The 19051-nt window shown below is 56.2% G+C and carries 18 protein-coding genes; 10 read left to right on the plus strand and 8 right to left on the minus strand.

The genetic code is table 11. From position 1 onward, the window contains the following. Positions 1-669: 669 nt before the first annotated feature. Positions 670-1050, minus strand: a complete 381-nt coding sequence (locus tag H7A77_RS20945; RefSeq protein WP_182074599.1) for a nuclear transport factor 2 family protein — start codon at positions 1048-1050, stop codon at positions 670-672. A gap of 276 nt (positions 1051-1326) precedes the next feature. Between H7A77_RS20945 and H7A77_RS20950 the strand changes: the two genes are divergently transcribed. After that, complete coding sequence (locus H7A77_RS20950; RefSeq protein ID WP_072627680.1) at positions 1327-1596, plus strand: hypothetical protein; 270 nt, start codon at positions 1327-1329, stop codon at positions 1594-1596. Here H7A77_RS20950 and H7A77_RS20955 read toward each other — a convergent pair. Further along, complete coding sequence (locus H7A77_RS20955; RefSeq protein WP_072627681.1) at positions 1593-1985, minus strand: nuclear transport factor 2 family protein; 393 nt, start codon at positions 1983-1985, stop codon at positions 1593-1595. The genes H7A77_RS20950 and H7A77_RS20955 overlap by 4 nt on opposite strands. A 200-nt stretch (positions 1986-2185) precedes the next feature. Between H7A77_RS20955 and H7A77_RS20960 the strand changes: the two genes are divergently transcribed. From H7A77_RS20960 to gstA, 4 genes are all read left to right on the plus strand, one after another. Then, positions 2186-2881, plus strand: a complete 696-nt coding sequence (locus H7A77_RS20960) for an HD domain-containing protein (protein ID WP_080376477.1) — start codon at positions 2186-2188, stop codon at positions 2879-2881. A gap of 95 nt (positions 2882-2976) precedes the next feature. Continuing rightward, positions 2977-3240, plus strand: coding sequence for a DUF3811 domain-containing protein (locus tag H7A77_RS20965; RefSeq protein ID WP_033642935.1), 264 nt, complete (start codon positions 2977-2979; stop codon positions 3238-3240). A gap of 362 nt (positions 3241-3602) precedes the next feature. Further along, a complete protein-coding gene (gene dapA, locus H7A77_RS20970) occupies positions 3603-4487 on the plus strand; it encodes a 4-hydroxy-tetrahydrodipicolinate synthase (RefSeq protein ID WP_042784387.1) in 885 nt (294 codons plus the stop codon). Between the two features lie 92 nt (positions 4488-4579). After that, positions 4580-5185, plus strand: a complete 606-nt coding sequence (gene gstA / locus H7A77_RS20975; RefSeq protein WP_164106353.1) for a glutathione transferase GstA — start codon at positions 4580-4582, stop codon at positions 5183-5185. A gap of 39 nt (positions 5186-5224) precedes the next feature. On the opposite strand, the gene pdxY is transcribed toward gstA, so the two are convergent. Then, entirely contained in the window at positions 5225-6085 is an 861-nt protein-coding gene (gene pdxY, locus H7A77_RS20980) for a pyridoxal kinase PdxY (RefSeq protein ID WP_072627682.1), read from the minus strand. 298 nt (positions 6086-6383) lie between these two features. Between pdxY and H7A77_RS20985 the strand changes: the two genes are divergently transcribed. Further along, positions 6384-9506 carry a hypothetical protein gene (locus H7A77_RS20985; RefSeq protein WP_164106357.1) on the plus strand — a complete coding sequence of 1041 codons (3123 nt, stop codon included), beginning with the start codon at positions 6384-6386 and terminating at the stop codon, positions 9504-9506. Positions 9507-9654: 148 nt separating this feature from the next. Then, positions 9655-12729 (plus strand): DUF4214 domain-containing protein, encoded by a 3075-nt coding sequence (locus tag H7A77_RS20990; RefSeq protein WP_182074600.1) that lies wholly within the window; start codon positions 9655-9657, stop codon positions 12727-12729. A gap of 71 nt (positions 12730-12800) precedes the next feature. Here the strand turns inward: H7A77_RS20990 and tyrS are convergent, their stop codons facing one another. The 4 genes from tyrS to anmK form a co-directional block, all read right to left on the minus strand. Continuing rightward, complete coding sequence (tyrS, locus tag H7A77_RS20995; protein ID WP_033642931.1) at positions 12801-14075, minus strand: tyrosine--tRNA ligase; 1275 nt, start codon at positions 14073-14075, stop codon at positions 12801-12803. Between the two features lie 139 nt (positions 14076-14214). Next, complete coding sequence (gene pdxH / locus H7A77_RS21000; protein WP_033642930.1) at positions 14215-14868, minus strand: pyridoxamine 5'-phosphate oxidase; 654 nt, start codon at positions 14866-14868, stop codon at positions 14215-14217. An 88-nt stretch (positions 14869-14956) separates the two neighbouring features. After that, positions 14957-15259, minus strand: a complete 303-nt coding sequence (locus tag H7A77_RS21005; protein WP_042784380.1) for an MliC family protein — start codon at positions 15257-15259, stop codon at positions 14957-14959. A gap of 45 nt (positions 15260-15304) precedes the next feature. Then, the gene (gene anmK, locus H7A77_RS21010; protein ID WP_182074601.1) at positions 15305-16426 is read right to left on the minus strand and encodes an anhydro-N-acetylmuramic acid kinase; all 1122 of its coding nucleotides are present in this window, start codon (positions 16424-16426) and stop codon (positions 15305-15307) included. Between the two features lie 351 nt (positions 16427-16777). Here anmK and H7A77_RS21015 point away from each other — a divergent pair, with 351 nt between their 5' ends. Then, positions 16778-17242 carry a glycine zipper 2TM domain-containing protein gene (locus H7A77_RS21015; RefSeq protein ID WP_025159710.1) on the plus strand — a complete coding sequence of 155 codons (465 nt, stop codon included), beginning with the start codon at positions 16778-16780 and terminating at the stop codon, positions 17240-17242. A gap of 92 nt (positions 17243-17334) precedes the next feature. Here the strand turns inward: H7A77_RS21015 and slyA are convergent, their stop codons facing one another. Continuing rightward, entirely contained in the window at positions 17335-17766 is a 432-nt protein-coding gene (slyA, locus tag H7A77_RS21020; RefSeq protein WP_004931301.1) for a transcriptional regulator SlyA, read from the minus strand. 180 nt (positions 17767-17946) lie between these two features. On the opposite strand from slyA, the gene H7A77_RS21025 reads away from it, so the two are divergent. Both H7A77_RS21025 and H7A77_RS21030 read left to right on the plus strand, forming a co-directional pair. Further along, on the plus strand, positions 17947-18183 hold the full coding sequence (locus H7A77_RS21025; protein WP_025159708.1) for a DUF1656 domain-containing protein: 237 nt from the start codon (positions 17947-17949) through the stop codon (positions 18181-18183). Positions 18184-18186: 3 nt separating this feature from the next. Continuing rightward, on the plus strand, positions 18187-19050 hold the full coding sequence (locus tag H7A77_RS21030; RefSeq protein ID WP_015377735.1) for an HlyD family secretion protein: 864 nt from the start codon (positions 18187-18189) through the stop codon (positions 19048-19050). Position 19051: the final 1 nt, after the last annotated feature.

Here is a 19051-nt window from a genome sequence, read left to right on the forward strand (position 1 = left end):
AAGGCGCGGCCCCTGGCAACCCGCGCCTTTGCCCTATCAGACGGTTGGCTTTGCCAACGTTACTCAGCCCATCCCTGGGCCTCGCCCCTTCGGGGCCGCTGCAAGCAGCGTTCAAATCTGCTCCAGGCAGATTTGTCCTCCCTCCGCCATACCGCATTGAGGCCGGTTGCGACAGGCGTCCCTGCCTGTCTCACCTGAAACCGCCGTCCATGGCGGTTTCGCCTAATGCGCTATGCCTGCGTTCGGCGTCTTCAAGGGCGTCCAATACCGTGCTCATCTCCGATTTCTCTTCTCTGTCATAACCTCATAAGGGACAGGTTGCCCGGTAGCTGCCAGCTCGGGTGTTGACCTTAGGCGCGCATCACCGGCTGCCGAGCAAGACGGCATTGTCAGGGGCAACCGGCCAGGGAAGGCCGGTTGAGGCGAGACTAACAGGGACGTTTGTCGCAGCCGACCCGCCCGACAATGCAGACGCGGCGAGGGCATCCGCAAAGCGGACAGACGGTGTTAAGCAAGGGCGCGGGTGGAGGGGCCGCGCCTTCGGCCCCTCCAATTGCCGTTCATGTTGGCCACAAAGAAATGCGGAACATTGGCGGCAATTCCCCTGCACAGAACGCCCGGAGGCTGGATAGAAAAATGCCACTCAGGCTTAAGTGAGTGGCATTGCGGCTAGAGCGCGCCTTCGTCCGGCACGCAGGGGCCGATCTTGAACCAGGCTTTGGCGATCCGCCCCTGTTCCACTTCGTAAATGGCGATGACATCCATTTTGCCGCGCCCCTGCGGGAAGTTGCGCGTCACCACCTCCTGATCGACCACCATATTCCCCACCGCCATGCGTTTTATTCGTTCGCCGTACAGGCTCGGCTCGCGAAAGCGCGCCAGATGCCGTTCGCGGATCGCCGCCTTGCCGCTGGCCAGCAGCGTGTCGGGGTGTTCGTAATACTGCGCGTCATCCGCCCAACAGGCCATAAAGGCCTCGATATCGCGGGCGTTATAGGCGTCAAGCTGTTGTTGAACCACATCCTGCGGGCGTGCCGCCTTATCGTTCATCATGTTCTCCTGCCGAAGTTAACCGCCGCATGCGTCGAACCCATCACGTTAACCGCCCAGTGCTACGGCTTGATGACACAGCGACGATTGAATAAAAACCCATAAATAGCGAATAAATAACCTATCACACCCGATAAACAATACCAGCGTCTGCGCATAAATTTTCAGCGTACTCCGGGGAACGCTGAAAACCGCCTGACGGCGTGCGTTAATCTTTGCGGCAATTGGGAGGATTCTGCTAATTTAGCGTGAACAGCCTGATGATAACGAAACGCTATGCAGCAAAAACCGGTGTTGGACGAAGCCAGACAGTTAAAACGACTCAACGCCGCCACGCGGCGCCAATCCCATATGTACAAATGGATCGCGCTGATTGCTGCGCTGGATGCGCTGTTGGTGTTTTGGTATGACCGGGATATGCGCAACGTCACCTTCTCGGGAGCGGTTGCGCTGGTGTGCGGCTATTTGTGGATCCGCGATCGCAACAAGGCTCGGGGTTACCGGCGCGAGTTTGATCGCAAATTCGGCAAGCACAGCGGCAATTAAGGCTGCATCGCTTCCAGCACTTTAGCGCTGTCGACAATCTGCACGAACTTCACGATCTTGCCGGCGCGCACCGTATAAATATGCGCAAAAGAGGCGCTGAAGGATTTGCCGGTGGCCCGGTAAGTGCCGTGATAAAAACCCTGAGCAATCACGTTGTCGCCGGCGTCGTAAAAGTGATCGACATCGGCGCGGTAACCTTGCCATTCGCTGCCCAAACGCTGATGCACGTTCTTGATGATATTCTCCGGGCCGATATAAGTACCGGCGTAAGGGAAACCGGCGGCTTCGGTCCACTCGGCATCGGGGGCCAGCGCCGCCAGCAGATTACGGCCGTTTTCTTCGGAACTGCCTTCGTAAGTCGCGCGCACTATCTCAAGAGGGGTTGGCATGTCTCTTCTCCCATGGCTGATAAGGATATTCCGACCATCTCCGCGGACACAGGCTCTCACCAGGCGGAGACGGCGGAATGCGGCTATTCTAGGTTGCTTGTTTCGCTGCAAAAACCGCAGTTGTGACAATAGTAGGTTGCACTTTAGTAAACAATAGTCGTCTTCTGTCATTCTCTCGACCTCCGACGCGGCTATGCTGATTGCCCGATTTCCCCCAACAGGAGCTGAACGTGTCTTTACCCTCGCTGACGCAAGAGCTGTTACAGCCTTTTTCCCCCTACCAGACGCTGGCGCAAACGCTGCTGCCGCTCACCCTAGAATCGGACGATGGCTCGCACGATGTGGCGCACCTGCACCGAGTCTGGAAGAACTGCCGGCGCATCAGCAAGCTGGAAGGCGGCGACCGGCGCATTCTCTGCGCGGCGGTGCTGCTACATGACGCCGTGGCGGTGGAAAAGAATTCGCCGCAGCGTCACCTGGCTTCGCGCATGGCGGCGCAGCAAGCCACGCTGACGCTGACCCGGCTCGAATGGTCGCCGGCGGACATCGCGGCGGTGGCCCACGCTATCGAAGCACACAGTTTTTCCGCCGGCATCCCTCCGCAAACGCTGGAAGCGAAGATCCTGCAGGACGCCGATCGTCTCGACGCCATTGGCCTGATTGGCGTAGCCCGCTGCTTCTATATCGGCGGCCGCATGCGCAGCGCGCTGTATGACGCTGCGGATCCGCGGGCCGAACATCGTCAATACGATGACAAGCGTTTCAGCCTGGATCACTTCGAAACCAAGCTCTTCAAGCTGCAAGACGGCTTCCAGACCGCCGCCGGGCGACAGATGGCCGAGCAGCGCACCGAACGCATGCGGCGCTTTGTCGACGATCTGCTGGAAGAGGTGTAACCTGGGCTTACGGGGCATTTTCGTTATGCCCATAACATTTTCGGTCACATAACGCCGTTAAACTGAAAGCCAACTTCACCGAACGGGCGGCAAAGATGAAAAAGTTGACGTTGAAAGAGATGACGGAAAGCGAGCAACGGGAAGTCAAAACCGAGCTGGACAAAGCGCGTAAAAGCCACGGCCGGCCGCTGACCAACGCCGAACAGCACAAGGTCAAAGATGAAGTGGTGGCGCGCATCATGGCCGCCAGAGCGAAGCTGGCCAAGGCAGAGCGCGCGGAACGCAAGGCCAACCGCTACCGACCAAGCGGCGACACCTTCAGCTGGTCCGCCACCATCGGTACCCGCCCGCCGCGCTGAATCAGCCAAACAATCCCCGCCGCCGCGGGGATTGTCGTTTATTAGCCAAACTCATCTGCCCTCACCCATCATGAATAACAATGTTATCAATCTGTTGTAAATTGACAGCCTGATGAAGAATATTCATTATCACCTCCACATCCTCTTTTCACGAGACTGCCATGGCCTATCCGCGCAACGTTAATACACCGATTCTCCCGGCGTTGCCCGTTGGCGGTTTGGCGGCGGTTACATCGAAGAAACAGACGCTCATTTGACCGGGGCGAGCTGTCCCGTCAGATGAGCTGACTGGATGGCCTGCAACGCCCCGCCTTCAATTTTCTCATCTGGCTTCTCTGTCGGTCACACAGAAGGAATATTTTATGGCCTCATTTTCGGGTATTTGGGTGGCGATGGTTACCCCTTTCAATCAAGATGCCGTCGATCTGCCGGCGGTTAAACGCCTGGCGCGGCACCTGCTCGACGCCGGCATCGACGGCCTGGTGGTCTGCGGCTCTACCGGTGAAGCCGCCGCGCTAAGCAAGGAAGAACAGCTGGCGGTGCTCGACGCCGTGCTGGAGGTGGCGCCCGCCCATCAGGTGGTGATGGGCCTTTCCGGCAATAACATGGCCGCCACGTTGCAGATGCAGCAGGCCATTCAGCTGCGCGACATCGCCGGCGTGCTGATCCCGGCGCCTTACTACATCCGCCCTTCGCAATGCGGCCTGATAGACTATTTCACCCAGTTGGCCGACGCCTCCACCGTGCCGGTGATCCTGTACAACATTCCGCAGCGCACCGGCATCGCCATGGAGCTGGCCACGCTGCGCCGGCTCGCACGTCACCCGCGCATCACCGCCATCAAGGATTGCGGCGGCAACCCTGACGCCACCATGGCGCTGATCGCCGACGGCGAAATCGATGTGATGACCGGGGAAGACAATCTGATCCTCACCACGCTGTGCCTCGGCGGCACCGGCGCCATCTCCGCCGCCGCGCATGTTCACCCGGAACGTTTCGTCCAGCTGGTGCAGCAAGTCGCCGCCGGCGATCTGGCCGCGGCGCGCAGCAACTTCTATGAGCTGTTGCCGATGATCCACCAGATGTTCAGCTTCCCGAATCCGGCGCCGGTCAAGACCGTGCTGGCCCAACAGGGGCTGATCGCCAACGAACTGCGCTCGCCGATGCAGGTGGCGCCGCAGGCGCTGCAGCAGCAGATCGCCGCGACGCTGGCGCAGCTGCAGCCCGCCGAGGCGATCGTCGGTTAAATTTGTTAGCTAAGCCGCTGTAATTTTGGCGCTATGGGACTACGATGAGAGGTTAAGCATGCCCGTCATTCGTCATCAACAAGGAGCTTCCGATGAAACTGTTCTATAAAGCCGGCGCCTGTTCGCTGTCCCCGCATATCGTGCTGCGTGAGGCAGGGCTGGATTTTACGGCGGAGAAGGTCGATCTGGCGCAGAAGAAAACCGAGAGCGGCGCCGATTACCTCGCCATCAACCCCAAGGGACAGGTACCGGCGCTGCTGCTGGATGACGGCAGCCTGCTGACTGAAGGCGTGGCGATCGTGCAATACCTGGCGGACCGCGTGCCGGACCGCAACCTGATCCCGGCGGCGGGCACCCTGTCGCGCTACCACGCGATCGAATGGCTGAACTACATCGCCACCGAGCTGCACAAAGGGTTCAGCCCGCTGTTCAACCCGAAGACGCCCGAGGAATATAAAACCATCGCGCGCGCCAGGCTGGAGCAGCAGTTCAGCTATCTGGATTCGGTACTGGCGAAGCAGCACTTCCTGTTGGGAAGCCGTTTCAGCGTGGCCGACGCCTACCTGTTCACCGTGCTGCGCTGGGCATTCTCCCTGCAGTTCGATGTGCGCAAGCACGCCCATCTGGCGGCCTGGTTCGATCGCGTTGCGGCGCGCCCGGCGGTAGATGCGGCGCTGAACGCCGAAGGATTGAAGTAAGGTTCAGCCCCGGCGGCTCTCGCCGGGGCCCGATGCCGCTTACAGTTTTACCGCACTGAACTCGCTGCGCGGCTGCACGATCCGATCCTGTGCCGCCACCACCTGCAATTCATACTCGCCCATCGCCTGCGTGGTCAGCATCACCTCATACACGGCGGCGGTCACGTGCTCCAGCGCTTTATCCAGCGCCTCGCCCTTCAGCAGATCCACCAGCAGCAGACCACTGGTCAAATCGCCGACGCCGACCGGCTGACGCGCCCCGAAGTCCACCAGCGGCCGGCTGATGTGCCAGGCTTCGTCCGCCGTCACCAGCAGCATTTCGAAACAGTCGGTGTGATAGCCGGCACGGGCCAGGTGCTTGACCAGCACCAATCGCGGCCCCTTGGCGATCAGCGATCGAGCGGCCTGCACCGCGTCGTCCACGTTGGCGACGGCCATCTGGCTCAGCATTTCCAGCTCCAGCAGGTTCGGCGCCACCATGTCGCTGCACGGCAACGCCTGACGGCAGTGAAACTCGGCCACCCCCGGCGCCACGATGCAGCCCTTTTCCGGATGTCCCATCACCGGATCGCAGAAATACCAGGCATTCGGATTCGCCTGCTTAACCTGACGCACGATCGCCAGAATATGGTCGCCCTGCTCCGGCGAACCGATATAACCGCTCAGCACCGCATCACAGCGCTTCAGTTGATCGATATTGGCGATGCCCTGCGCGATATCGCTCAGGTGGCTGGCCGGCATGACGCAGCCGGTCCACTGACCGTATTGCGTATGGTTGGAGAACTGCACCGTGTTCAGCGGCCAGACGTTGACGCCCATGCGGCGCATCGGAAACTCCGCCGCACTGTTGCCGGCGTGACCAAACACCACGTGCGACTGGATAGAAAGAATGTTTTTCATCGGAACAACTGACCTCGCCATGCCGTGTGCATCAGCCCGCGGCGAAATGAAAATGGGTGCATAACGCGAAAACGTCATGCCGGCGCTGTTAAAAACAAGAAATGAGAGGAATTTTTATGCTTTCGACGGCGGCGTATTGTAGCGAAAAGTCCGATTCAAAAAAAGCCGAGAACCGCCATGCAAGGCCTCTGCGACCTGAAAATCCGGGATCTTCCCACGGCCGCTGAATTGCATTTCGACGACGATAGACTTTACTTACTTGCCAATGTTGTTTTTTCACGACGCCATGGAGAATGCCATGAGTTTATTAAAACTACAGCAAGACGTTGCCATTCTATTCTACGCCACGCTGGGCAAAAAAGCCGACGATAACGCCCTGATCTATTTCGCTAAACAACTTGAAAAAGGGACTTATAATCAAAGCGAACTGGCGGATCTCTTCATTCGTTCTGCGGATGGCCGACATCTCTATGATAACCTGAACACCGCCGACAAGGTGAAGTCTCTCTATCACAACGCCAGCGGCATTTCCCCCGGCCCAGACACTGTGGCGCAGTGGGTAAAACAGGTCGATGACGGCAAATCGCTCGGCCAGTTGACGCAAGAACTCATCACCCAGCTCAGCGGTTATTCCGGGCCGGATAAAACAACCCTGGCACAACAGCAACACATTGAGAACACCATAGCGACCACTCTCTATCCCGCCTTTGTGCTGGCAGCAGAACATGCCCCGGCGGCGGCGGACATTCAGGGCATCTATTATGTACTCGGCAGCATGATTGATGCCACAGCGGTAAATTACTGGGGCAGCGTCCTCGCCGGCGGCCACCAAACTGCCGCACAGATAGCGACCTATTTCACCACCATCAAACCCTATATCACGTCGCTTAGCCATGAAGACTTCGTGAAGAGAATATTTTTTAAAGCGTTCGGCAACCAGGCCAGCGCCGACGAGGTGCAAAAATATGTCGCGGGCTTGAACGTCGGCAGCGAAACCCGTGGCGAAGTCATCATGCGTGTGATAACGGATATTCGAGCAGACACTCAGCATGAAACGGCCAAAAGTCATTTTCTGGCTGCCACCCATGTCTATGCACCTGGCGAGCGCCCCGATTTGCTCTATGGCGAAACCGTGATGTCCTTTTACCTGACGGTGGCCGGCGTTTCCGCCGACGCGACCGCACTTGACACCTTTAGCCGTTTGCTCGCCAGCGGGACGTCTTCCGTCGAGCTGTTGAAAATGCTGGCCAACGCCCGCCAATTCCAGGAAGCGGAAAGCTACGAGAAAATCTACGCTTCGCTGTATCACGAAAATTTGAGCCCGGCGCTCTCACAGGCCTTGTTGCTGAAGGCCGGCAATGATAAATATCAAGCCAGCGTGTTGGTCATCGAGTCATTCCGCCAGGGGATTTCCCCACTCGACGGCGCGCGTGAACCTCATCCGGCAGATGTCGCCGCCTATCAATTTAGCATCGCCAACTCGCTGAATTACAAACCCTTCGCCGAATTATCGCTCTCCACCGACGGCGTATTGAGCGGTTCGGTGAACACCGGCAGTCAACATCCGTTAAGCCCGGCGGAGTTGGCCGTTCTGACGCACGTCTTTCTGAATGTGAATGCCTCGGTTGACGTTGATTTCAGCCATTCAATCAAATTGCAGGAAGTGACCTTGCAGGGGAATATGCCCACTGACGCCATTGCACTCAACTCATTAAAAAATAAGGGATTCTCTTTGCGGCTCAATCTGGACGAGAACCCTTACTTCAAGATGACAGAAAAGATTGCATTTGGTACCGAACGTGATGCGGTAATGATTTCCGATAAATTCGATCTCGCCAATGCCAAAATGGATCTTCTTTTTGGCGCAGGGGGCGCCAGCCTGCTCTGGAATGGCAATGGCGTTAACCACGGTGCCAACAGGGTCAGCACGACGTTCACCGCACAGAACGCTTTTGATGCGGATGGCGTCATTTCCGCCAACCTGATCTTGAAGGATATTTATCTGACCTCGACGGCAAGTGGCGACACCGAAGGCGTAATCAAAACGAACATTAACCAGTTTCAATTCTTTCCTCAGATCGATCTTGCGGGTTATCGCGGCACAGGAAATATTTATCTTGATGGGAAATGGATCGCGACAGAAGGCGCAAACATTTTCGATTATGGCGTAATCAATCAAACAGCCAGTATTTATAACGACAGCATCCCAACTGTAGCCTATTTACAACAGGCTCCCCATGCCCAGAAAAGCGGTGACGGGTATTACTGGACGGGCAACCAGGGATTAACACTTTCAGGTTTCGCCGATAATGTGCATGTTATCAACCTGCCGGTCTTCAACACGCTGCCCTTTCTCGCCATAAACGGCAACGCCGGAGCGCAAAGCAAACTTCATCTGGAGTTGGCGCCGGTCGCCGCACCAACAGAAGACCCCTTCGGGCCCTGGGGCGTCAGTATCGGCAACCGTGCCATCGAGCACCTGGAAGCCGGGACATTGAGCTTCACCAGCCATTTCCTTGGTCGGCAACCAGCGGAAGAACTTCGATTATATGCCAACGGTTCAAAATTCGCTGCAGTCACTCTGGCAGGCGCAAACGCGATTGAAACAATACGCATAGGCGGCATAAGCAAATTGCAGGTGACGGTAAAAGCAGACTTTGGCAATAGCCTCAAAAGTATTGTTATTGAACCGACATTCAATCCCGGCCATGAAATCATCCCACGTGTCGAAGCGGACCTGAGGATGGAAAAAGGCGGTAGTGGCGGCGGTGAGTTCTATAAGCTACTCACCTCGTTGACGCATCACAGCGCCTTCGACAGCGTCATTGAGGCATTAGCCGGTGAACAACTCACTATCGACTATACCAACAGCCAGACATTAACGCTAAAAGGCAACACCACGTTGAACCCATTGACCATGGCCAATGAGTATGCACACGACAGCAAAATCAACTTTGAGCACAGCACAATCGATGACATGGTCACCATCAATACCCTCACCCCTACGGATACCCTCACCGTCGGCGACCCGCATCGTTCTTGGGTCTTCAACGCCAAGTCATCAGGCGAGATCGTCATTTACGGTGAACTGAGCCAAACGGAACAGGTCAACGCGTTGTTTGACTCACTGGCTGTCAGCCCCATCGATTCCGCGCAGGACATATTTAACCAGGCCCTGACGAAAATAACGCATGGCAACGGTGAAGCCCTATTGCAAAGCGTCGGTGTGGTTAAGCTAGGTAATAATGCTTATATTATTATTGACAATAATAACAACCAAAAACTTGATTCTCAGGATATTATTTTCTCGCTAGGCAATAAAGACATCCACGATATCACGACCCATCTTCATTATCAGGCGCCAGTCATCACGCTTGCCGGCAACACCGCCGCACCCGCAACGGAATTAGCCATGGCCTGATGGTCATTAGCGGCCGCCTCGCGTCGTGGGTGGCCGCACTTTCAACAAATACAGAATTTCCTTAGGTTCACTCGCATTGCAATCAGGCTGTTTTGGGCTGTACTTGTCGATGCCTCGCACTTATTTTAACAACACACAGGGAAATATCATGAGCCTACTGACCTTGCAACAAGGTGTAGCCAAGCTGTTCTATGCCACATTGGGCAAAAAAGCCGATGATGACGCGTTGAATTATTTCGCCAAAAAACTGGAGAAAGGCGATTACACGCAAAGTGAATTAGCCAATATGTTTATTCGTTCGCAAGACGGGCAACATCGCTACGATGGCCTGACCACCAGCCAAAAAATACAATACATCTATCAGAATACCACCGGCGCACAGCCGGATGCCTTGACGCTGAACGCGCTCACCACGCAGGTCAACGCGGGAAAATCTCTCGGCAACCTGACGACTGAGTTGATCGCCAACGTCATAAACTACACGGGCAACGATGCCGGACTGCAAGCTCAACAACAGCATTTGCAGACGATCGTCAACACCACGCTGTATCCTTCAGAGCTGGTGCAACCGTCACAGCTCTCTGCAGCAGCAGATGTACAAGGTCTCTATTATCTGCTCGGTAGCATGACCCATTCCGCCGCCGTCCAATACTGGAGCGACCTGCTGGTTAGCGGCAAGAAAAACACCGTCGACATCGCCAATGCATTCATCGCCACGAAAAGCTATATCCATTCACTCAGCAACGACGATTTTGTCAGGAAAATATTTTCGACGGGGTTTGGTAAAAGCGCCAGTGAGAGTGACCTGCAAAAATACGTGACGGGATTGAACGATCACAGTGAAACACGCGGTGATGTCATAGTGCGCATGATGGATGACATCAGAAATGACGCCGCCGCCACCACCGCCAAGCAAAACTTCACGGCGGCAACTCATGTCTATGGACCAGGTGAATTACCGCCGCCCGTTTATACCGAAGCGGTGATGGCGCTGTACCTGACGGTTGCCGGAACCGCCGCTGACGCCACTGCGCTCGATACCTTTAGCCGTTTGTTGGCCAGCGGCACCTCTCACAGCGATCTGCTTAAAATGTTGTCAAGCGCCTACCAATTCCGCAACGCCGGAGATTATCAAAAGATTTACCTCAAACTCTATGGCCAGCCACTCGACAGCGCTTCAGCGCAGGCTATCCTGCTGAAGGCCGGCAACGACAATATCAAGGCTTCCTCGCTGATTATCGATGCCTTCCGCGAAGGCAAATTCCCACTGGATAATCACCCCTACCCGCCCCAGGCCAGTCTGCTGAAAAACTTCGATATAAAATTGGGCGATGCATTGGGCTATCAACGGGACTTCAACGGAACGTTCAGCCTGTCAGATAGCGGTAAACTGGTGGCCAGCATTAATGGCAGAGGGGATCATGAGGTCACCAATGCCGAGATAGTCACGTTGAGTCAGATCAACCTCAACGTCAATACGCCCACGAACCTTGATGTGACAGCCTTGAAGAATGTTAATTCCATCGTGCTGTCCGGTCTCTATGCTACGAACACCATGGTGCTCTCTTCGCTGGGCAATAAATTCGTTTCTCTGCGCCTCAACGATGCCAATATCGCCAATGCGGATGCCGCTTTACCCATCAGCTTTTTAAACGTCGTGGTTGAAGGAAGCAGCAGCCTGAACAATGCCCATACCAGCCTGATGGCGAAAAACTTGCTCTGGGCCGGCAATGGCGTCAACGGCGGCGCCAACCATATCGGCAGCCATTTTTTGGCAGAGGCTAAATCCGCGAGTTCGTCCACTATCACAATGCTGTCAGCTAACTTCATTACCAAATCAGTTTATCTGACCACAAATCAGCTCGGTAATCTCGACGGCAGTATCGTCAGCAACGTCAACCAATTCAGATATTTTGACTATATCGATCTGACTCACTACAAAGGAACCGGCGACATTTATCTCGACGGAAAATGGGTTGCCAGCGAAGGCAGCAAGGTCTTCGACTTTGGTCTTTTCAGCCAAAATGCCGGCATCCACAACGCGGCTTACGCCAACGTATCCTCCCTCACCCAAGCCGAATTGCCCCTGAGCAACGGCAACGGTTATACCGGCCACGCCGGTGGGATTATTTCGGCTTATTCCGGCGACCTGACACTGCTTAACGTCAGCAATGACTCGTTCAAACTGGCCGGCGGTCTGACAAGCAACAGCCATATTCATATTCATGATACCCGGCAAAGCGATACCCGCTTTACGTTGGAATTCACCAAAGACAGCGGCAAGTTCTTCGATTTGGATATGGGCACGTTCAGCTTTACCTCTGACCATAAACAAACGCTGGAAGTCTATATGGGCAGCAACGCAGAAATGGTGCAAAACCGCACCATGACGCTCAGCGGCGGGGATAACTCAATTTCCGACCTGCTACTGACCGGTGCGATGTATGCCGGCGATCAAGCACTGGTGCTCAACCTCACCGTCGCGGCGGATTTCAGCGATAATCTGCAAACCATTCGCGGAAACGACTACATCGATCGCCGCTTTTATTCGGATATGAAGCTGCAGTTAGTGGCGGAGAAAGGCGGCACCGGTGGCGGCAGCTTCTACAACACATTGAACTCCTTGGCCAACAAAGACGATTTCAGCACTGTCATCAACGAATTGAACGGGCATCAACTGACCATTGACGATACCGGCCTGACGGTGTTGAAAGCACAGGTAAAAGGTAATACCACGGTGGACTCGGCACGGACACTCTCCTTCAGCGACAGTAAAATAGATGACATGGTCACCTTGAACGTCGGCTATCAGAATAGCGTGATCAATGTCGGTGATGCCGCCAGCCAATGGGTCTTCTCCAAGGCCGGCGATAAAACCGCCACGCTGTATGGCAGCGCGACCAGCGCCACCGAACTGCAGGCGGCGTTTAGCGGTCTGACGGGCGCCAACAACGCCCAGGCGCTGTTCTCGCAGGTTCTGGCGAAAATGACCAACGGCGCCAGCACCCACCAGTTGGCGGAAGTCGGTTTGCTGAAACTGGATAACTCGGTCTATGTCATCGTGGATAAAAATCATAACCAGACGTTTGACGCCGATGATGTGGTGTTCTCGATCGGCAATCAGGATCCCTATCTGGCCGCCGTCTCTCTGCACTACCATGCGCCGGCCGTCACCGTGAACGGTCTTGCGGCCGAAAATTCGCCGTCGGAGGCGTTTGCCTAATCTTCATCCGCGCCATGCGAAAAAAAAGCCCGGGGAGAACCCCGGGCTTTTCATGTCATGTAGCCTGACGCTTACTGCCAGTCCACCAGGCAGTAGTGTTTCTTGCCGCGGCGCAGCAGCGTGTAACGGCCAAACAGACGGTCCGCATCGCTGAAGCGGTATTCGGCATCCGACTGTTTCTCGCCGTTGATGGTCACCGCGTTGGAACCGATCATGGTGCGCGCCTGGCCACGTGACGGCACCAGTTCGGCATTCACCAGCGCCTGCTGCAGATCGGCGTCGCGCTCAAGTTTGATGGTCGGCATGCCGTCCTGCGCCAGCTGGGCGAAGTCCGCTTCGGTCATGTCATGCAGCGCGCCGGAGAACAGGCTCTGGGTGATGCGCTTGGCGGCCGCCAGGCCTTCCGCACCGTGCACCATGCCGGTCACTTCTTCCGCCAGCACGTATTGGGCGCGCGGCGCCTTGCCGCTGTTCTTGTCTTCTTCTTCCAGCGCGTTGATCTCTTCCAGGCTCATGAAGGTGAAGAACTTCAGGAAGCGGTAAACGTCGGCATCGGCGGTGTTGATCCAGAACTGGTAGAACTTGTACGGGCTGGTTTTTTCCGGCGCCAGCCAGACCGCGCCGCCTTCGGTTTTACCGAACTTGGTGCCGTCTGCCTTGGTGATCAATGGCACGGTCAGGCCGAACACCTGCTTCTGATGCTGACGACGCGTCAGATCGATACCCGAGGTGATGTTGCCCCACTGATCGGAACCGCCGATCTGCAGCTCCACCTGGTGGCGGTTGTACAGCTCGGAGAAATCGAAGCCCTGCAGCAGGTTGTAGGAGAACTCGGTGAAGGAGATGCCGGAGTCGTCGCGATTCAGGCGCTGCTTGACCGCTTCCTTGTTGATCATCTGGTTGACGGAGAAGTGCTTGCCGATATCACGCAGGAAGGTCAGCACGTTCATGCCGCCGAACCAGTCGTAGTTGTTGGCCGCGATAGCGCTGTTGCTGCCGCAGTCGAAATCGAGGAACGGGGAAACCTGTTTGCGGATCTTCTCCACCCACTCGTTCACCGTATCGGTGGTGTTCAGCTTGCGCTCCGCCGCTTTGAAGCTCGGATCGCCGATCAGGCCGGTGGCGCCGCCCACCAGCGCTACCGGTTTGTGGCCGGCCAGCTGGAAGCGCTTCAGGCACAACAGAGGAACCAGATGGCCCAAATGCAAGCTGTCAGCGGTCGGATCGAAACCGCAATACAGTGCAATTGGCCCTTGCGCCAGTCGCTCCGCTAACGCTTCCTCATCCGTAACCTGGGCAACGAGGCCCCGCTCTTGCAGTTGTTTAATCAAGTTGCTGCTTGCCATCAATGACTCCATGTATAAACGAATGCACCTTTGCCGGTACACGGCCTTTCGCCCAGTGGCGAAATAAAAATTCAGGGTAACGCATAGAATAAAGCGCCGGCGGCGTCAGCACCAGCGCTTAGAGGGGGATTTTACGTCTTCAAGGTGCCAGTCGGTCAATTTTCCAGTCATTCCCGTCCCGCTGATACAGGAAACGGTCATGCAGGCGGTGGGCGCCGCCCTGCCAGAACTCGACGGAGTCGAATTTCACGCGGAATCCGCCCCAGAAACTCGGCAACGGCACCTCGCCCTGCTGGAACTTTTGCTTCAACTCGAGGAATTTGCTTTCCAGCACGCCGCGCGCGGAAATGCGTGACGACTGCTGCGACACCCAGGCGCCAATTTGGCTGTCCTTCGGCCGGCTATGGAAATACTTCAGCACTTCGAGGGTCGACAGGCGCTCAGCCTGACCAAGGAAAATCACCTGACGATCGAGCATGTGCCAGGGGAACAGCAGGCTGATATGCGGGTTTTGCGCCAGCTGCTGCGCCTTGCGGCTGCCGAGGTTGGTGTAGAACACCAACCCCTGCTCATCGAAATGCTTGAGCAGCACGATGCGCTGATACGGCTGGCCGCGTTCGTCGACGGTGGCGACGCACATGGCGGTCGGATCGGCCAGGCGCGCGTCGCAGGCCTGTTTCAGCCAACGCTCGAACAGCTCGAGCGGATTGGCGGTCAGATCGTTGCGGCGCAGGCCGCCTCGGGTATATTCACGGCGCAGGTCCGCAACATCAAACTCATTCTTTTCAATCATCTGGGTTATCGACCAACTGAAAAATCCGTCGTTACATTCTGCGCCTGCGGCGCCAGGAACTCAATCGCTCCGACGCCGCCGCTGACCGTCACTCCGTCAACACGCAGTCGCTCATGACTACCTTGCCGTTGCGCTCAAGATAGGCATTGCGGTCTTTCGACCAAAAAGTGTATTTGCCGTCGCTGTATTTGGCGCCGGTCAACGCCAACACCTGCTTGAGATGCAGCTGTTCGCCATCCATCAGCAGGCTGACTTCGCTCGCCTTGCCGTCGAGCGCCACCGTCAACGGCGTGGTGCCGCACTGGTAGTGCATCGTCTGGCTGCTCTGCGGCAGGATATAGCTGCAGCCGGACAGCGCCAGCGCGCCGGCGATGAAAATGACTTTTTTCATGCTGTTGCTCCTTAGAAAAATCCTTCACAGGCTATCCTAACAGAGCTAGCGCCCCCCGAATGGCAAAACCGGATAAATCCCACCCAGCACCGTTTCACGGCTGGCGCCGGTCACCGAAGGCACGTTGCCGGCCTGGCCGGACAGCGTGCGAAACGCCAGCCAGGCGAAGGCCAGCGCCTCCATGTCGTCACCGCTGACGCCGCAATCGTCGGTCAGGCCGACCTCGGTGCCCGACAGCAGCGCCGACAGGCGCGCCATCAGCAGCGTGTTGCGCGCCCCGCCGCCGCAGACCAGCAGGCGCTCACACCCGCCGGCCAGCTGCACCTGTTCGCTGATGCTGACGGCGGTCAGCTCCGTCAGCGTGGCCTGCACGTCGACCGGCGCAAACGCCGGTAATCCGGCCAGCTGACGCTCCAGCCAGGCGATGTTGAAATACTCGCGGCCGGTGCTTTTCGGCGCAGGCAGCGCGAAGTAAGGGTCCGCCAGCATCTGCTGCAACAGCGGCAAACAGACGCGCCCCTGCATGGCCCAGCCGCCGTCCTGATCGTAAGGTTGTGCGCAGTGGCGCCAGATCCAGGCGTCCATCAGCATGTTGCCCGGCCCGGTGTCGAAACCGCGCACCGGCGCACCGGGCAACAGCAGAGAGAGGTTGGCGATGCCGCCGATGTTCAGCACCATACGTCGCTCGACGGGATGCCCCAGCAGCGCCTGATGAAACGCCGGCACCAGCGGCGCGCCCTGCCCGCCGTAAGCCATGTCGCGCCGGCGGAAATCGCCGACGGTGGTGATATTGGTCAGTGCGGCGATGCGGTTATTGTCGCCGAGCTGCATGGAGAAACGCGCGTCGCCTTCCGGTTCGTGCCATACCGTCTGGCCGTGGCAGCCGATGGCGGTGATATGATCCGCGTCGATGCCGGTTTGCTTCAGCAGGCCGAGCACCGCCTCGCCAAACAGCGTGCCCAGCTGAGCGTCCAACCGGCCGACGGCGGCCAGCGTGGTTTGCTGCCCCTGGCACATCCCCAGGATCTCTTTTTTCAGCGCGATCGGCATCGGATGGCTATAGCTGGCCTGCTGCGCCACCATGCGATCGTCAATCGCGGCCAATACCACATCGATTCCGTCCAGACTGGTGCCGGACATGACGCCTATATAGCGGCCTGACTTCATAGCAACATCCTCTAACCCGCACGGTAAGCAAATTTTATCCTGACAAATAAACCAGAATTGACGAATTAACGCCATGAATTATGATGCTTTTTTTACGCGCCGTGAGCCAGGTGCGCCGCTGTGGCACATTTTATGTGTTAAACCGTGCGTTAACCGGCAACGGAATGTCGGTGAGGCTGTCATAAAGGTAAACCGCGGTTTATTATTGGTTGAACAGAGAAAAGTTAAGCTGCGTGCAGCGATGAGGCATGGCGCTGTATCAACTTTCAGCCATACTTTGTCTATCATTTTCACTGAATCTTGCCTGGTGAGCATTGCCAGGTTATGGACTACTACCATCAGGAGTTTTATATGATCAAGCGTCTTCTCGTCGTTGCCGTCGCCGCCGTTACGTTGGCTGGGTGTGCCAATGAATCCATGTCCGGCGATGTCTACTCGTCCTCGCAGGCCAAACAGGTGCAGAACGTCACTTACGGGACGCTGGTTTCCGTGCGTCCGGTTAAAATTCAGGGCGGCGAAGGCTCCAACGCCTTGGGGATGATCGGCGGCGCGGTAATTGGTGGGCTGTTGGGCAACACCGTTGGCGGCGGCACCGGCCGTACGCTGGCTACCGCGGCGGGCGCTATCGCCGGCGGCGCGGCGGGCAACAGCATCGGTGAAGTGGCCGGTCGTACCTCAGGCTACGAGCTGGAAATCAAAACCGACCAGAAAGAGAACATCGTCGTGGTGCAGAAAGCAGGCGACACCAAGTTCAGCCCGGGTCAGCGCGTGCGCATGGCGCGCATGGGCGACACCATCACCGTCTCTCCGCTGTAAGTCAGCAGGCGGCACACGGCAAACCGGAGGCAATCGCCTCCGGTTTTATTTCTGATGCTGTGAAACTGTAATCGTAGAAAATAAGAATATTATTATTTGTTCTGCAGTTCGGTGATATTTTGTTCTAACTTGCCAATCAGCCCTACCAACAGATGCACTTCGTCGGCGGTAATGCCGCTTAAAATCTCACTGCGCGTAGATGTGATCACACTGTCGACTTCCCTGATGATCGGATCGGCCGCTTCGGTCAGCTTGATGCGCTTCGCGCGGCGATCGTTGGCACAGGTGTGACGCGTGATAAGCCCCTTCTCCTCCAGTTGGTCCAGCGTGCGAACCAGTGACGGTTGCTCGATACCGATCGCCTTGGCCAGCTGGATTTGCGACTGCTCCGGCGGCAAGCGATTGATATTGTGCAACGTAACCCAATGCGTTTGGGTCAGCTCCAACGGCTTGAGCCGATGATCGATGAGCGCTCGCCAAACACGAACCAATCGTGCTAAATCTGAACCTAATGTTGACTCCACTTACCCCTCCTTATAATTAGCATGCTAACATTACCTCCCAGAGCTTAGACTATTTTGGGTAACTCACATTAAAAACACAAATGTATATAATGTATATTGTGGAAATAACCACTATTTTTAGCCGCTATTGTTTAATCGTTATGCAAATATTCAACATATTCACCCGTAGGGATTGTTAATGTGAATACATCATGGTTACACGCCTCATCGCCCTTACCCGATTTGGTCCTGGGGGCATCGCTTTATTTTCCACCCATATTTAAAGCTTTTTTGCTAGGGCTGGTCTTATGGTTGCTGATTCATCAGCTGCTCAGGGACTGGATGTATTCCGGTGAAATCTGGCACCCCATGTTGATGGACCTGTCCATTTTCGTCCTGACCGTCAGCGGTTCCTTATGGATTTTAGCGAGTTGGTAACCCATGCAGCATAAAACATTAAAATACTTTTCTACGGTGATCGTCTGCGCCATTGCCGTCTGCGCCGGTTGGTGGCTCTGGAATTATTATATGCAATCCCCATGGACCCGTGACGGAAAAGTGCGCGCAGAACTCGTCAATATCACCCCTGAGGTTTCTGGAAGATTAGAGAAAATAAGTGCGAATGACAATCAATTCGTACCTGCGGGAAGTCTGATTTTTACCCTCGACCCGGTGCCTTATCAGATCGCGCTGGACAATGCCGAGGCCGCGGTGGCAAAAGCGCAATCGGATCTGGCCAAGGCGGACCATGAAGCCGCCCGACGCCGCGGGTTGCCGCGCAACGTTATTTCCGCTGAAGATTTGGATGAGTCCAATTTAGCCGCTCAGGCAATGAAGGCCGCCTATAAAGCCGCCCTGGCCAACCTGGAACAGGCCAAATGGAATTTGAGCAAAACTAAAATTTACGCGCCGACCGACGGTTATATCACCAATCTGCAGGCGCGGGTCGGGAACTACGCCAACGCCGGCACGCCTTTGGTCGCACTGGTGGATGTCCATTCGTTTTATGTACTCGGTTATTTCGAAGAAACCAAGCTGAAACATATAAAAGAAGGCAATAAAGCCGATATTGTCTTATATAACGGCAACACCCCGCTGCAGGGGGAAGTAGAGAGTATCGGCCGCGCCATTTACGATCAGAGCGTTGACAGCAACAACGATCTATTAATGGATGTTAAGCCCAATGTTCCCTGGGTGCGTTTGGCTCAGCGCGTGCCGGTGCGGATAAAATTGCTCAACGTGCCCGCCGATTTGACGCTGGTTGCCGGCACCACCTGCACCATTTCGATTCATCAGCGGAACTAAA

It is taken from the genome of Serratia sp. ME47 (genome assembly GCF_903970925.1).
In the GTDB taxonomy this organism is placed as follows: domain Bacteria; phylum Pseudomonadota; class Gammaproteobacteria; order Enterobacterales; family Enterobacteriaceae; genus Serratia; species Serratia ureilytica.

What these genes read in the sequence shown, in the direction of transcription:
- H7A77_RS20945 (WP_182074599.1), bottom strand. Translation starts at nt 1,050, where the DNA reads ATGAACGATAAGGCGGCACGCCCGCAGGATGTGGTTCAACAACAGCTT.
- H7A77_RS20950 (WP_072627680.1), top strand. Translation starts at nt 1,327, where the DNA reads ATGCAGCAAAAACCGGTGTTGGACGAAGCCAGACAGTTAAAACGACTC.
- H7A77_RS20955 (WP_072627681.1), bottom strand. Translation starts at nt 1,985, where the DNA reads ATGCCAACCCCTCTTGAGATAGTGCGCGCGACTTACGAAGGCAGTTCC.
- H7A77_RS20965 (WP_033642935.1), top strand. Translation starts at nt 2,977, where the DNA reads ATGAAAAAGTTGACGTTGAAAGAGATGACGGAAAGCGAGCAACGGGAA.
- dapA (WP_042784387.1), top strand. Translation starts at nt 3,603, where the DNA reads ATGGCCTCATTTTCGGGTATTTGGGTGGCGATGGTTACCCCTTTCAAT.
- gstA (WP_164106353.1), top strand. Translation starts at nt 4,580, where the DNA reads ATGAAACTGTTCTATAAAGCCGGCGCCTGTTCGCTGTCCCCGCATATC.
- pdxY (WP_072627682.1), bottom strand. Translation starts at nt 6,085, where the DNA reads ATGAAAAACATTCTTTCTATCCAGTCGCACGTGGTGTTTGGTCACGCC.
- H7A77_RS20985 (WP_164106357.1), top strand. Translation starts at nt 6,384, where the DNA reads ATGAGTTTATTAAAACTACAGCAAGACGTTGCCATTCTATTCTACGCC.
- H7A77_RS20990 (WP_182074600.1), top strand. Translation starts at nt 9,655, where the DNA reads ATGAGCCTACTGACCTTGCAACAAGGTGTAGCCAAGCTGTTCTATGCC.
- tyrS (WP_033642931.1), bottom strand. Translation starts at nt 14,075, where the DNA reads ATGGCAAGCAGCAACTTGATTAAACAACTGCAAGAGCGGGGCCTCGTT.
- pdxH (WP_033642930.1), bottom strand. Translation starts at nt 14,868, where the DNA reads ATGATTGAAAAGAATGAGTTTGATGTTGCGGACCTGCGCCGTGAATAT.
- H7A77_RS21005 (WP_042784380.1), bottom strand. Translation starts at nt 15,259, where the DNA reads ATGAAAAAAGTCATTTTCATCGCCGGCGCGCTGGCGCTGTCCGGCTGC.
- anmK (WP_182074601.1), bottom strand. Translation starts at nt 16,426, where the DNA reads ATGAAGTCAGGCCGCTATATAGGCGTCATGTCCGGCACCAGTCTGGAC.
- H7A77_RS21015 (WP_025159710.1), top strand. Translation starts at nt 16,778, where the DNA reads ATGATCAAGCGTCTTCTCGTCGTTGCCGTCGCCGCCGTTACGTTGGCT.
- H7A77_RS21030 (WP_015377735.1), top strand. Translation starts at nt 18,187, where the DNA reads ATGCAGCATAAAACATTAAAATACTTTTCTACGGTGATCGTCTGCGCC.